Genomic DNA, 12,504 nt, shown 5'->3' with positions numbered 1-12,504 from the left:
CCATCCGGCAACGGGCGTGTCCGCTAAGGCTTGAGGCCGTAGCGGGCGTAATCCTCATCGATGCGGGGATAGAGCCGGCGGGCGAGCGCCAGGTCCTTCTTCGAATCGTCGAGGCGATTGAGCCTGGCCAGCACGATGCCGCGCATGAACAGGCTCGCCGCCTGGCCCGGCGCCTCGGCGAGCGCGGCGTCCAGATCGCGCAGCGCGTCGTCGTAGCGGGCGAGTCGGAACCAGACCAGCGCGCGGCTGTCGAGCGCGGCCGCCGAGACCTCGCTCAGCTCGACCGCAGTCGTGCAGTCCTTGATTGCGGTGTCCAGCATGATCGACCGGGTGCCTTTCACCCAGCAGCGCGCGTTCAGCAGCGACGGGCTGCCCGGCTTTTCGGCGATCGCGGTGTCGAGGATTTCGACCGCCTGCTTTGGGTCGCCATATTTGCCGAGCACATCGGCCCTGGCGCGCCGGTACAGCGCGCGGGCCTCGCCGCCGACCGCTTCCCGCTCGTTGAGCAGCGCCAGCGCGCCGGCGAGATCGCCCGCCTCCGCCTTCAGCCCGGCCAGCCCAACATTGGCATCGACCGAGGAGGGATCGAGCTTGCGCGCGGCTTCCGCATCGGCCAGCGCCGCGTCCATCGCCTTGCCGCTTTCGTGCAGCCAGGCGCGGGCGAGGTAGACATCGACGGTCGGCGCGAGCGCCAGCGCCTTGCTATAGTCGGCGATCGCGCCGGCGCGGTTGCCGATGCCGCGCCGGAAATTGGCGCGGCTGGTATAGCCGGTGACTTCATCCGGATCGGCGGCGATTGCCTTGGCGAACACTTCCTCCAGCGCCTTGACCTGGGTGGCGCCCGCCGGGTCGGCGCCGGCGATCTCCCAGCGACGCCGCGTGTCGGCCGGCGCGACCAGCTTCGGGCTGCGCGCCTGGATACCAGCGAGCGCGTCACGTTCCTTCGCGACTTCGGCGGCTGCGATTTCCTTGCCGGTCTGGTCGATCCGCTCCTCGATCGTCAGCACGCCGCCCGCAAGGTCGACAGTGCGCTGGAAATCATAGCCGGCGGCATGGCCGGAGAGGGAACGATCGCCCTCCAGCGTCATGTCGCGCCCGGCTTCGGGCAAGCGCACGCGCATGCGCCAACGCATCGCGATCGGCCCGTCGACGGCAACCGGGATCACCGCCCAGGCGGGGCGGCCGCGATCCGGCGCGAAGTCGATCGTGTCGAGCAACTTGGTCACCCCGCGGCGCATGCGGCGGTCGGTCATCCGCCACGGCGTCGTCGCCGCCGCGCGCGCGGAGATGGTCGTCGTCCCGGAGGCGTCGTCATATCTGAAGGCGACGTCCGACAGCTGCGCCTCGCCGATGAACGGTCCCAGCGCCGCGCGGGCGCCGTCGAGCCGCTGCTTCGCGGTCAGCTGGTTGGCGAGTGCGAGCTTGCCGGCGATGTCGCCGCGGAAGCTGGCCGAAATAGCCATGACATCGGGCAGGTCGACGCTAGCGGTCTCGTCGGCGTCGATGCTGACGTCGATCAGCGGCCGCGCATCATTGTGCAGCACGACCGGCATCAGCTCGGCGCCGGCGGCCCGCAGCGGAAGCACGGTACGGAGCGCCGGCGTGTCCCAGATGTCCGGCAGCCGCGATCCGGTGCGGGTACCGTCCAGCCACATCGTGCGGCCGTCGATCACCGCCCGGACGAGCACATGATCGAAGGCCGCCGCGCTGGGCAACCGGTCTGCGACCCGGTCGCCGAGCTGCGAGCTGGCGAGCACGGCTTCGGCCTCGATCCCCATCGCGCGGAGCATCGCCAGCAGCAGCAGCGACTTGGCCTTGCAGTCACCGTAGCGCAGCTCCCAGGTGCGTGCGGGCGCCTGCGGCGTGTAGTTGCCGCCGTTCATCAGCACCGCGAGATAGCGGACCTGGTCCTGCACCAGCCGCAGCGCACGCCCGGCACGGCCGACCGCCGTCGAGTCCGCCTTCATGATCGCCGCAACCTCGCCGGCGAGCGGGCTGCCGGGAACGATCAGCCCGTCGGTCGCGTAAAGCGGCGCCATCACGCGCGACACCTGCTGCCAGCTGTCGAACGTGGAAAGCTCGAACAGCGGCAGCGGCCGGAAGCGGACCGGCGCGTCAGGCGGCATCTCGGCCAGCTTGGCAGCGGGAAGCGCGATCTCGACGGCATTGGCGCCGGCCTTGGGCGGCTTGACCGCAATCGTGTCGGCAAGCGTTTTCCACCGCGGCTGCGCCGCGTCGGCCCAGGACAGGCGCATGCGGCCGGCGGCGAGCCGGACCGGCTCGACCGGGACTGGCACGACATTCTGCACATGACCGCCGAGCGCCGGGTCGCGCGTGGAGGTTGAGTAGGACAGGCGCAGCACGTCGCCGATCCGCAGCCCCTCCACCGGCATGGTCGCGGTCAGCAGGCCGGTCAGTTCGCGCTGCTCCATCGTCTCCTCGCGGCGGAGCACGGTGAACTTCTGCCCCTTTGCGAGCAGGTCGATCCGCTCACCGGCGCGCTGGATCGACAGCTCGTGGATGGTGACGTCGCCCTTGTCGGGCAGCCACATCAGCGACAGCGTCGCCAGTTGCGACAGCAGCTCCGGCGTGGCTGCGCGCGAGGCGGTGTCGAGATAGGTGTAGAGCGTGTCGCCCTCGATCCGCTGCTGGCTGTCGTAGAGCAGCAGCACCGGCGCGTCGGCTGCCTGCATCGCCGGATCGGGCAAGGTCGAGCGCAAGGCCCAGGCCGGTGCAGGGCCATAGAGCACCGCCTCGCCTGCGTGCGCCGCAGCTGGCATCACGATCGCCGCGACGGCGGCCAAATACGCAAATCTGATCACAAGTCCCCCTTGTTCAGGAGGATTGGTAGTCCAATCGCGGCGCATAAAAAAGGGCCGGCGACGCCCGTCGCCGGCCCGCTGCTGAAGTCCTGGAGCGGACGCTTAGCCGACCGCTTCGACGCTCTTTTCCGGGCGCGCGTCGCGGCGTTCGGCGATGCGGGCCGACTTGCCGGTGCGGCCGCGGAGGTAATAGAGCTTGGCGCGGCGGACGACGCCCTTGCGGACGACATCGATCGATTCGATGTTCGGCGAATAGAGCGGGAAGACGCGCTCGACGCCCTCGCCGAAGCTGATCTTGCGGACAGTGAAGCTGGAGCCCATGCCCTTATTGGCGCGGGCGATGCAGACGCCTTCATAGGCCTGGACGCGGGTGCGGTCGCCTTCGACCACCTTCACGCCCACGCGTAGCGTATCGCCGGGGCGGAATTCGGGAATCTTCTTCGATTCGTTGAACTTGGCGATCTGCTCGGCCTCGAGCTGCTGGATCAGGTTCATTTCGTGTCGTCCCTACTCTTCTGCCGCGCGCCAGAGGGCGGATCGACCCGAGCGCTCCTGTAGCGCTCCCAAAGGTCCGGCCGCCTTAGCCGTGTCTCCGTCTCCGCCTGATGCTTCCGCCAGGCGGCGATCTTCGCATGATCCCCCGATCGCAGCACTTCGGGGATCGTGCGCCCTTCCCAGTCGACTGGTCGGGTATAATGCGGATATTCGAGCAGCCCGCTTTCGAAGCTCTCCTCGATCCCGCTGGAAGCGGCGCCCATTACGCCGGGGAGCAGCCGAATGCAAGCATCGAGCAGCACCAGCGCGCCGACTTCGCCGCCGGAAAGGATATAGTCGCCGATCGAGACGGGCTCGACGTCCCGTCCCTCGAAGATGCGCTCGTCGAACCCCTCGAACCGGCCGCAGAGAATGGTGACGCCGGGGCCGGCGGCAAGCGCGCGCACGCGCGCCTGGGTGAGCGGCTTCCCGCGCGGGCTCATCGCCAGCACCGGCGCGTGCGGCTGGCGCGCGCGGGCATGATCGACCGCAGCGGCGAGCACGTCGGGCCGGAGCACCATTCCCGCCCCGCCGCCGGCCGGCGTGTCGTCGACGGTCCGGTGCCTGTCGATCGCGAAATCGCGGATCTGGACGGTGGAAAGAGACCAGACGCCCTCCGCCAGCGCCCGCCCCGCCAGGCTGGCGCCAAGCGGGCCGGGGAACATGTCCGGATAAAGCGTGAGGACAGTGGCGGCGAAGGTCATGAGCGCTGGGCTGGAGCAGTTCGGCCGGCCATACAAGGGGCTAGCTTTGGAACGCTTTCTCCTGCTCTTCCATTTCCGTGATGATATCATCCTTCAGGTAGCGCAGCGCGTCCCAAGGATAGTCGCAGCCTTTGCTCCCGAGCCAAGGAATTCGCGCCAGCAACTCGTGAGCGCTTGGCTCGACGCAGAGTTCGCGGACACCGTTCCCAACTCGTCGCGCGGCTACATGAACGACGTAGCCCTCGCTCCCGGGTAGGCGTAGAGATCGCCATCGCTCCAGCGGCAAGAGCTCATGTTCTTACTCCTTCGAACTCCTTGTCCTATCCGGGCGTTGAAACGCGAGAGCAACCTGAACCAATCTGGAGAAATATGCTCGATTGCCTGATCGTCGGCGGGGGGCCTGCCGGGCTCACCGCAGCCATTTATCTCGCGCGGTTCCATCTTTCGATCCGGGTCGTCGACGCGGGAGATGGGCGGGCGGCGTCGATTCCGTGCACGCGCAACCATGCCGGCTTTCCGGACGGGATCGCCGGCGCGGAGCTGCTGGCGCGGATGACGGCGCAGGCGCAGAAATACGGGGCGGCCATCGATACGGGCCGGGTGACGCGCGTCGCTGCGATCGGCGGCGGGTTCGAAGTCGAATGGGGATGCGGGCCGGTCGCGGCGCGGACCGTGCTGCTCGCGACCGGCGTCACTAACCGGCGGCCGCCGATGGACGAAGCGCTGCACGACGAAGCGCTGGCGCGCGGGCTGATCCGCTATTGCCCGATCTGCGACGGCTATGAAGTGACCGACAAGCGCGTCGGCGTGATCGGCGACGACAGCCACGGCGTCGCCGAGGCGGTGTTCCTGCGCGGCTATACCGGGGACGTGACTTTGGTCGCGCCCGATACGAAGCAGCGCAAGCTTGACGCGCAGGATTGGGACCGGCTGGAGGAATGCGGCATCGCCGCGGCGGACGGGCCGGTGACCGACGTACGGCTGGAAGACGACGCGATCGTGCTGGTCACCGTGACGGCGGAGCACCGTTTCGACAGCGTCTATCCCGCGCTTGGATCGGACATCCATTCCGCGCTCGCACGGATGCTGGGAATCGATCTGGCGCCGGACGGCTGCATCAAGGTGGACGCGCACCAGCGTGCCTCCGTCGCAGGCGTGTATGCGGCGGGCGACGTGGTCAAGGGGCTGGACCAGATCAGCCATGCGATGGGCGAAGGCGGGGTCGCCGCGACGACGATCCGCAACGATCTGGCGAAGCTCGCGCCGCTGCTGCGCTGATCTGCGCGACCAAAATGGCGGCGGGCGCGACCAAGCCGCCGGCTTGTGCCGCGGCGCACTGAATCCCGGCCGCTCATCCCCTAATCAGGGGCCGACACCATGTGCCCGGGTCGCAAACGGACACTCCCATTTCGGAGACGAGGATGTTTGCACCCGGATTCCCCGGGCACGGCCGGCGCGCCCTGCTCGCGACCGCCACTGCCCTGGCCGGCATCATGCTGGCCGCCAACGCGACCCCACCGCTCGCCGGTCCTGCCGTCGCGCAGCCCCCGGCCCCGCTCGGCCGCTGGTCGGCGGAAGATGGCCGCGCGCTGATCGACGAGATCGCGGCCTCGGCGGGCGAAGGCCTCGACCCGGCCGACTACCAGGCCGGCGCGCTGGCGGCCGAGCTGGAGCGGAGCGGGGGCGGCGGCGGCGCGGATTTCGACCGGATGGCGGATGCCGCGGCGCTGAAGCTGGCGCACGACTATCTGCTCGGCGCCGTCGAGGACAAGGCGGCCTATGACTGGCATATCGCGCGCGGCGACGATGATCCGACGCGCCTCGCGGCCGGGCTGCGGCAGGCGGTCGCGGCCGGGACGGTGCGGCGCTGGCTGCGCTCGCTTTTGCCGGGCGACGCGCGCTATGCGGCGTTGCGCACAGCCTATGCCGAAACGCCGGAGGGCAATTTCATCCTGCGCGGACGGCTGCGCGCCAACCTGGAACGCTGGCGCTGGATGCCGCGCGAGCTGGGGCCCGACCACATCTATGTGAACGTGCCGAGCTATACGCTGCAGCTGGTCGAGCGAGGCCGCACGGTCGCCGAGCATGTCGTGGTCGTCGGCGCGAAGGCGACGCCGACGCCGGCAATCGGCTATGCCGCGCAATCGGTCGTGCTCAATCCCTGGTGGACGCCGCCCAAGAGCATCAAGGTGTCGGGCAAGGGCTTCGTGCGCGACGGCGCCACCTGGCGCCAGCCGCCGGGCCCGCGCAACGCGCTCGGCCGGGTCAAGATCGACCTGCCGAACCCGCACGCGATCTACCTGCACGACACGCCGGTCAAGGTCTATTTCGAGAAACCGTCGCGCGCCTACAGCCATGGCTGCATCCGGGTGCAGGACGCGGAGCGGCTCGCGGCGGAGCTGGTGAAGCTGGACGGCGGCAGCGACGCGGCGGTGACGCAGGGGCTGAAGACCTACCGGACGCAGACGCTGAAGCTGCGCGAGGCGCGACCGGTGTGGCTGGTCTATTTCACCGTGGACGTCCGGGCGGACGGGCAGCTGCAGGTGCTGGATGATCCGTACAATCGCGACACCAGGCTGATCGCGCAGCTGGAGAAGCCAGTGCGGCTGGCGATGCGCTAATGCGTGCCGTTGAGCGCGGCCATTTCCTGCGTTTTCGCGAGCACGCGGCGAGCGGTTTCGATCGGGGCGGCGAACGATGTGCCGGTGCCGAACACCTGCTCACCGGCGGCAGAGATGGTCGGCACGTCGACCCCCCTGCGCCAGACATAGAGATAATCGTCCGCGTCCGGCCGGTTGCTGCCGGTCCAGGGATTGCCGGCCGCGTCGGTCGCGCCGACCAGCACCGCACGTGGGAAGCCGGCGCGGGCCATGGCGGTGTTGTCCGGGTGGTTGCGGCCGTCATTGCCGGCCGCCATCACGACAATAATGCCCTGGGCCGCGGCGCGGCGCACGGCATTGGTGATCGCCGGATCGTCGGCCAGCGCCAGCGACAGGTTGATCGCGTCGACCCCGAGACTTGCCGCCTTGTCGATCGCCGCCGCGATCGGGGCGGCGGAGGGCTGGCACGGCGGCGAACGGTCGGCCGGACAGCCGGCCGCGTCGTCGATCCGGAGTGAGACGATGTCGACTTCGCCGTGCGCTTCTCGGTTGAGGATGGTCGCCACCATCGTGCCATGGTCGTAGCGCGGCTGATAGGCGGGGCGGTTGCCGGCCATGTCGTATTCGCCGATCAGCACCGAGGCGAGCTGAGGAGTGCGCGACACGCCGCTATCGACGATCGCGACAAGTGGACGGGCAGAGGCTGAAACCGAGGCCAGCAGGCCCAGCAGGAACAGCGGCAGACGCACTCTATCGGCCCCCCGACCGAAGTTACACGCGAATCCCCCGCGGATTCGCGCCAGCAATATGGGTTGCGCTGCTACTTGGCGGAAGTGAAAATCCCGCTAATCGCGACGAACGGAGCACCGCAGGAGCACGGCGAATGGACGATATCGAAACGATCATGCGGACCGCGCCGGTGATCCCGGTGCTAGTGCTCGACGATCCGGAGCAGGCAGTCGAGATCGGCACCGCGCTGGTGCGGGGCGGGCTCAGCGTGCTGGAGGTGACGCTCCGCACCCGCCGCGCGCTGGACGTGCTGGCGGCTATGACAGCGATCGACGGCGCGATCGTCGGCGCGGGCACGGTGCTCGACGACGCACAGCTCGACCATGCGCTGGACGCAGGCGCGCGGTTCATCGTCAGCCCGGGCCTGACCGAGCGGCTGGCGCGGGCGGCGGCGGCGCGGCGCGCCTGCTTTCTGCCCGGCGTCGCCAATGCATCGGACATCATGCGCGGGCTCGAGCTGGGGCTGAACCGGTTCAAATTTTTCCCCGCCGAAGCGAGCGGCGGGCTGAAGGCGCTGAAGGCACTGGCGGGACCGTTCGGCGACGTGCGCTTCTGCCCGACCGGCGGCATCACCCTGCAGAGCGCGCCGGACTGGCTGGCGGAGGACACGGTGCTGTGCGTCGGCGGCAGCTGGCTGGTGAAACCCGGCACGAGCGCGGCGGACGTTGAGGCGGCGGCGCGAGCGGCGGCTGGACTCCGGACCAATCCCCGCTCCGTTCGGCCTGAACTTGTCGAAGGCCTCCCTTCGTCTTGATCCTGAGTGCCAGAAAAAAGGAGGGCTTCGACAAGCTCAGCCCGAACAAAGTTTAGAGCATGCCATTCAAGAGCAGCCACACCGGCCACGCGGCCATCGCCATCAGCGCGCCCAAGGGCAGGCGGGTGGTCGCGCTGACTGCGTCGCCGCGCAGCCGCGCGACCAGTACGGCACCCAGCCCGACGAGGCCGGCAAGCACCAGCACCGACGGCAGCGCCGCCCAGCCGAGCCAGGCGCCGATCGCGCCGAGCAGCTTCGGGTCCCCTCCCCCCAGCCCCTCGCGGCCGCGCAAGGCTTTATAGAGCAGGCCTGTCAGCCACAGGCCGGCAAAGCCGAGTGCGAGGCCGATCAGGCGGTCGTTGGGATAGGGCGGCAGGCCCGCTGCGCCGAACGCGATGCCGGTGAGAGCAAGCAAGCCGGTTACGCGATCGGGCAGCCAGAAATGCTCGACATCGAGCACGCCGAGCAACAGCAGCATCCAGCCGAACAGCGCCCCCGCGAGACCGGCGGGACCGGGTGCGACTGCGAGCGCGACGCCGCCAATCAGCGCGGCGGCGACCTCGATCAGCAAATGCCGGCGATCGATCGCCCCACCACAACTGCCGCAGCGGCCGCGGCGGATCAGGAAGCCGGCGATCGGGATCAGATCCATGGGCTTGAGCTTACGGTCACAATGGTCGCAGGCGGAGCGGCCGCGCGTGACCTCGCGTCCCGCCGGCCAGCGGATCGCGGCCGTGGCCAGGAAGCTGCCGACGATCGCGCCTAGAATGAAGCCCAGCCCGGCCCATATAGCAACCATGGGCGACCCGTAAGCGCTCGCCCCGAGCGAAGTCGAGGGGCGTGTCGCACGCTCGGAGCAGCGCCCCTCGACTTCGCTCGGGACGAGCGACTAGGGAGTTCGCGATTCACGTCACTCGCGCAGAGGTTCTCAATGACCGCCGATCCGATCGTCATCCTGTCCTATGCCCGCACGCCGATGGGCTCGTTCCAAGGGAGCCTCGCCGGCGCCTCGGCGACCGATCTGGGCGCGACGGTGGTGAAGGCGGCGGTCGAGCGCGCCGGCGTTGAGGGCGACGATATCGAGCGCATCTATATGGGTTGCGTGCTGCCCGCCGGGCTGGGCCAGGCGCCGGCGCGGCAGGCGGCACTGAAGGCCGGGCTGCCCCGCTCGGTCGAGGCGACCACGGTCAACAAGATGTGCGGCTCCGGCATGCAGGCCGCGATCATGGGCGCCGAAGCGCTCGCGGCCGGCTCCATCGACGTGCTGGTCGCCGGCGGCATGGAGAGCATGACCAACGCGCCCTATTTGCTGCAAAAGCATCGCGGCGGCGCGCGGATCGGCCATGACCGCGTGTTTGACCATATGTTCCTTGACGGGCTGGAGGACGCCTATGAGCCGGGCCGCGCGATGGGCAGCTTCGCCGAGGAAAGCGCCGGCGAGTACCAGTTCACGCGCGCCGCGCAGGACGATTATGCGGTCGCCTCGCTGACGCGCGCCCAAGCGGCGCAGGCGAGCGGCGCCTTCGACCGCGAGATCGTGGCGGTCGAAGTCAAGGGCCGCAAGGGTGTCGAGATCGTCGACAAGGACGAGCAGCCGTTGAAGGGCGACGCGTCCAAGATCGCGTCGCTGAAGCCGGCTTTCGCCAAGGACGGCACGATAACCGCCGCCAACGCCTCGTCGATCTCCGACGGCGCGGCGGCTCTCGTGATGACGCGCGAGAGCGTCGCTGCGGCGAATGGGCTGAAGCCAGTCGCGCGGCTGGTCGCAACCGCCGCTCACGCCCACGAGCCGGCGAAGTTCACGACTGCGCCGGTCAACGCAGTGCAGAAGGTGCTCGCCAAGGCCGGCTGGTCGGCGGACGAGGTCGATCTGTTCGAGGTCAACGAGGCGTTCGCCTGTGTGGCGATGATTGCGATGCAGGACCTGGGCATCGATCACGAGCGGGTGAACGTGAACGGCGGCGCGACCGCGCTCGGACACCCGATCGGCGCGTCGGGCGCGCGGATCATGGCGACGCTGATCGCGGCGCTCCAGAACCGCGGGCTGAAGCGCGGCGTCGCTTCGCTCTGCATCGGCGGCGGCGAAGCGACCGCGGTCGCGATCGAGCTGATCGACTGAATGGCCGGCGCGGAGACGTTGAGCGGGGCGCTGCCGCCCGAGGTGGAAGCGCTGGCGATCCGGCTGCTGACGCTCGCCTGCGACCGGGAGCTGGTGCTTGCGACCGCGGAAAGCTGCACCGGCGGGCTGATCGCGTCGCTGCTGACCGATGTCGACGGCATGGGCCATGCATTCGAGCGCGGCTTCGTCGTCTATACCGACGAGGCCAAGGCCGGGATGCTGGGCATCCCGCGCGCGCTGATCGACACGCAGGGCGCCGTCAGCAAGCATGTCGCGCTGGCGATGGCCGAAGGCGCGCTGGCGCACAGCCGCGCGGACGTAGCGGTGTCGGTCACCGGCTTTGCCGGCCCGGGCGGTCCGGACGACGAGCCCGGCCTGGTCCATTTCGGCTGCGCCCGCCGCGGCCGCCCCGCCTTTCACCGCGAAGAGCATTTCGGCGACATCGGCCGTGGCAAGGTGCGCGAGCAGGCGACCCGCGTCGCGCTTGAGATGATGCTGGAAGCGCTGGGCTAGAATCGCTTGGAGACCTGATCGGAGTATGTCGCTCGTCCCGAGCAAGTTGGTGTGGTTGCGAATCCCTCCAGCCCTCTAATCCTCCACCGTCTCCCCCGGCGCCGCGCCCCAGAGGTGCGCGGCTTCGATCCAGCCGCGGCGGCCGTTCACGTCGAAATCGCACCAGCCGTTCCGGCACTTGCGGAGGCGGCCGACGACGCCCGGTTCGGCGCGCCAGACGATCGGGGCGCCGGCGTCGGGCTTGGCGCGCATCGGCTGGACGCCCCCCGTCACCATGCCGGTGCGCTCGTCCGACAGCATGTTGGCCTGCATCCAGCCCTGGGCGCCGTCCGGGTCCTGAATCTTGCGCCAGGACGGGTAAGTCGCGATCACCTTCACCGGCAGGCCGCGGCGCTGGTAAAGCCAGATCGCCGGAAAATTGCGCCCCGGGCCGGTGCGGATGCGCGCCTTGCCGGGCACGATCGAGGCCCAATAAGGCGGCGCCTTGTCCTGCGCGACGGCGACGGTCGAGACCAGGGCGAGAAGGAGGACGGCTTTGCGCATGGCGCTTCTGTTGCCCCAGCCCGAGTCCGGCATCAAGCGCGCTTGACGGCACTCCGCCCGGCTGACTAGCTCGATGCATGCCGCAGATCGCGCATCCCCGGGTGGTCGTCACCCGCAAGCTTCCCGATACGGTGGAAGCGCGCATGCGCGAGCTGTTCGCGGCGCAGCTGAACGAGGCCGACCGGCGGATGAGCCGCGACGACCTTGCTACGGCGATGGCCGATGCAGACGTGCTGGTACCGACGCTGACCGACCGGATCGACGCCGAATTGATCGCGGGCGCCGGCCCGCAACTGAAGCTGATCGCCAATTTCGGCAACGGCGTCGACCATATCGACCTGGCGGCGGCCAGAGCGCGCGGCATCATCGTCACCAACACGCCGGGCGTGCTGACCGACGATGCCGCCGACATGGCAATGGCGCTGATCCTGGCAGTGCCGCGCCGGCTTTCCGAAGGCGAGCGGCTGGTCAGATCGGGCGACTGGCACGGCTGGGGCCCGACCGCGATGCTGGGCCGCCGCGTTTCCGGCAAGGCGCTCGGCATTCTCGGCATGGGCCGGATCGGCCAGGCGATTGCGATGCGCGCGCGCGGGTTCGGCATGAAGGTCCATTACCAAAACCGCAAGCGGCTGCCGGAAGTGGTCGAGCGCGCGGTCGACGCGACCTGGCACGAACGGCTGGACGACATGCTCACCGAGATCGACGTGCTTTCGGTCAATTGCTCGCACAATCCCTCGACCCATCGGCTGATCGACGCCGGGCGGCTGGAGCTACTGGGGCGCGACGGCTATCTGGTCAACATCTCGCGCGGGCAGATCGTCGACGAACCGGCGCTGATCGCCGCGCTGGAGAAAGGCACGATCGGCGGCGCCGGCCTCGATGTGTTCGCGCATGAGCCGGCGGTCGACCCGCGGCTGCTCGCCCGCCCTAACGTCGTGCTGCTGCCGCACATGGCCTCCGCCACGATCGAGGCGCGGCACGCGACCGGCGAGAAAGTGATCGCGAACATCCGCATGTGGGCCGACGGGCACCGGCCCCCGGACCAGGTGCTGGAGGGGTGGGCGTGATTTTCAGGTCCTCCCCTGCTCTTGCGGGGGAGGGGGACCGTCCCCGCGCCAGCGGGGAT

General features: G+C 69.4%; 12 protein-coding genes. 6 read left to right on the top strand and 6 right to left on the bottom strand.

Going from position 1 to position 12,504, the window contains the following annotated elements; all coding sequences use genetic code 11:
* Nucleotides 1–23: 23 nt before the first annotated feature.
* The 3 genes from GON01_RS05340 to trmD form a co-directional block, all read right to left on the bottom strand.
* The gene (locus GON01_RS05340; protein WP_309503117.1) at nucleotides 24–2,822 is read right to left on the bottom strand and encodes a DUF3857 domain-containing protein; all 2,799 of its coding nucleotides are present in this window, start codon (nucleotides 2,820–2,822) and stop codon (nucleotides 24–26) included.
* Between the two features lie 102 nt (nucleotides 2,823–2,924).
* Entirely contained in the window at nucleotides 2,925–3,317 is a 393-nt protein-coding gene (rplS, locus tag GON01_RS05335) for a 50S ribosomal protein L19 (RefSeq protein WP_157026305.1), read from the bottom strand.
* Nucleotides 3,314–4,060, bottom strand: coding sequence for a tRNA (guanosine(37)-N1)-methyltransferase TrmD (gene trmD, locus GON01_RS05330; RefSeq protein WP_157026304.1), 747 nt, complete (start codon nucleotides 4,058–4,060; stop codon nucleotides 3,314–3,316). Before trmD ends, rplS begins: the two co-directional genes overlap by 4 nt.
* 369 nt (nucleotides 4,061–4,429) lie before the next feature.
* Here trmD and GON01_RS05325 point away from each other — a divergent pair, with 369 nt between their 5' ends.
* On the top strand, nucleotides 4,430–5,338 hold the full coding sequence (locus GON01_RS05325) for an NAD(P)/FAD-dependent oxidoreductase (RefSeq protein ID WP_157026303.1): 909 nt from the start codon (nucleotides 4,430–4,432) through the stop codon (nucleotides 5,336–5,338).
* A 143-nt stretch (nucleotides 5,339–5,481) separates the two neighbouring features.
* On the top strand, nucleotides 5,482–6,681 hold the full coding sequence (locus GON01_RS05320; protein WP_157026302.1) for a L,D-transpeptidase family protein: 1,200 nt from the start codon (nucleotides 5,482–5,484) through the stop codon (nucleotides 6,679–6,681).
* Here the strand turns inward: GON01_RS05320 and GON01_RS05315 are convergent.
* Entirely contained in the window at nucleotides 6,678–7,409 is a 732-nt protein-coding gene (locus tag GON01_RS05315) for a S8 family peptidase (RefSeq protein ID WP_181599910.1), read from the bottom strand. The two genes, GON01_RS05320 and GON01_RS05315, sit on opposite strands and share 4 nt — an antisense overlap.
* Nucleotides 7,410–7,543: 134 nt before the next feature.
* On the opposite strand from GON01_RS05315, the gene eda reads away from it, so the two are divergent.
* Entirely contained in the window at nucleotides 7,544–8,203 is a 660-nt protein-coding gene (gene eda / locus GON01_RS05310) for a bifunctional 4-hydroxy-2-oxoglutarate aldolase/2-dehydro-3-deoxy-phosphogluconate aldolase (RefSeq protein WP_157026300.1), read from the top strand.
* 52 nt (nucleotides 8,204–8,255) lie between these two features.
* On the opposite strand, the gene GON01_RS05305 is transcribed toward eda, so the two are convergent.
* A complete protein-coding gene (locus tag GON01_RS05305) occupies nucleotides 8,256–9,002 on the bottom strand; it encodes a prepilin peptidase (RefSeq protein WP_157026299.1) in 747 nt (248 codons plus the stop codon).
* 132 nt (nucleotides 9,003–9,134) lie between these two features.
* On the opposite strand from GON01_RS05305, the gene GON01_RS05300 reads away from it, so the two are divergent.
* The gene (locus GON01_RS05300; RefSeq protein WP_157026298.1) at nucleotides 9,135–10,322 is read left to right on the top strand and encodes an acetyl-CoA C-acyltransferase; all 1,188 of its coding nucleotides are present in this window, start codon (nucleotides 9,135–9,137) and stop codon (nucleotides 10,320–10,322) included.
* The gene (locus GON01_RS05295; protein WP_157026297.1) at nucleotides 10,323–10,835 is read left to right on the top strand and encodes a CinA family protein; all 513 of its coding nucleotides are present in this window, start codon (nucleotides 10,323–10,325) and stop codon (nucleotides 10,833–10,835) included.
* Between the two features lie 75 nt (nucleotides 10,836–10,910).
* Here GON01_RS05295 and GON01_RS05290 read toward each other — a convergent pair whose 3' ends face one another.
* Nucleotides 10,911–11,378: an SH3 domain-containing protein gene (locus tag GON01_RS05290; RefSeq protein ID WP_157026296.1), complete on the bottom strand. Its 468-nt coding sequence runs from the start codon at nucleotides 11,376–11,378 to the stop codon at nucleotides 10,911–10,913.
* 77 nt (nucleotides 11,379–11,455) lie between these two features.
* On the opposite strand from GON01_RS05290, the gene GON01_RS05285 reads away from it, so the two are divergent.
* Nucleotides 11,456–12,445: a 2-hydroxyacid dehydrogenase gene (locus GON01_RS05285; protein WP_157026295.1), complete on the top strand. Its 990-nt coding sequence runs from the start codon at nucleotides 11,456–11,458 to the stop codon at nucleotides 12,443–12,445.
* The last annotated feature ends 59 nt before the right edge of the window (nucleotides 12,446–12,504 follow it).

It is taken from the genome of Sphingomonas horti (assembly GCF_009753715.1).
GTDB lineage: Bacteria > Pseudomonadota > Alphaproteobacteria > Sphingomonadales > Sphingomonadaceae > Sphingomonas_B > Sphingomonas_B horti.
This window is presented reverse-complemented; position numbering and strand designations above follow the sequence as displayed.

What these genes read in the sequence shown, in the direction of transcription:
- eda (WP_157026300.1), top strand. Translation starts at nt 7,544, where the DNA reads ATGGACGATATCGAAACGATCATGCGGACCGCGCCGGTGATCCCGGTG.
- GON01_RS05305 (WP_157026299.1), bottom strand. Translation starts at nt 9,002, where the DNA reads ATGGTTGCTATATGGGCCGGGCTGGGCTTCATTCTAGGCGCGATCGTC.
- GON01_RS05325 (WP_157026303.1), top strand. Translation starts at nt 4,430, where the DNA reads ATGCTCGATTGCCTGATCGTCGGCGGGGGGCCTGCCGGGCTCACCGCA.
- GON01_RS05300 (WP_157026298.1), top strand. Translation starts at nt 9,135, where the DNA reads ATGACCGCCGATCCGATCGTCATCCTGTCCTATGCCCGCACGCCGATG.
- trmD (WP_157026304.1), bottom strand. Translation starts at nt 4,060, where the DNA reads ATGACCTTCGCCGCCACTGTCCTCACGCTTTATCCGGACATGTTCCCC.
- rplS (WP_157026305.1), bottom strand. Translation starts at nt 3,317, where the DNA reads ATGAACCTGATCCAGCAGCTCGAGGCCGAGCAGATCGCCAAGTTCAAC.
- GON01_RS05320 (WP_157026302.1), top strand. Translation starts at nt 5,482, where the DNA reads ATGTTTGCACCCGGATTCCCCGGGCACGGCCGGCGCGCCCTGCTCGCG.
- GON01_RS05295 (WP_157026297.1), top strand. Translation starts at nt 10,323, where the DNA reads ATGGCCGGCGCGGAGACGTTGAGCGGGGCGCTGCCGCCCGAGGTGGAA.
- GON01_RS05285 (WP_157026295.1), top strand. Translation starts at nt 11,456, where the DNA reads ATGCCGCAGATCGCGCATCCCCGGGTGGTCGTCACCCGCAAGCTTCCC.
- GON01_RS05290 (WP_157026296.1), bottom strand. Translation starts at nt 11,378, where the DNA reads ATGCGCAAAGCCGTCCTCCTTCTCGCCCTGGTCTCGACCGTCGCCGTC.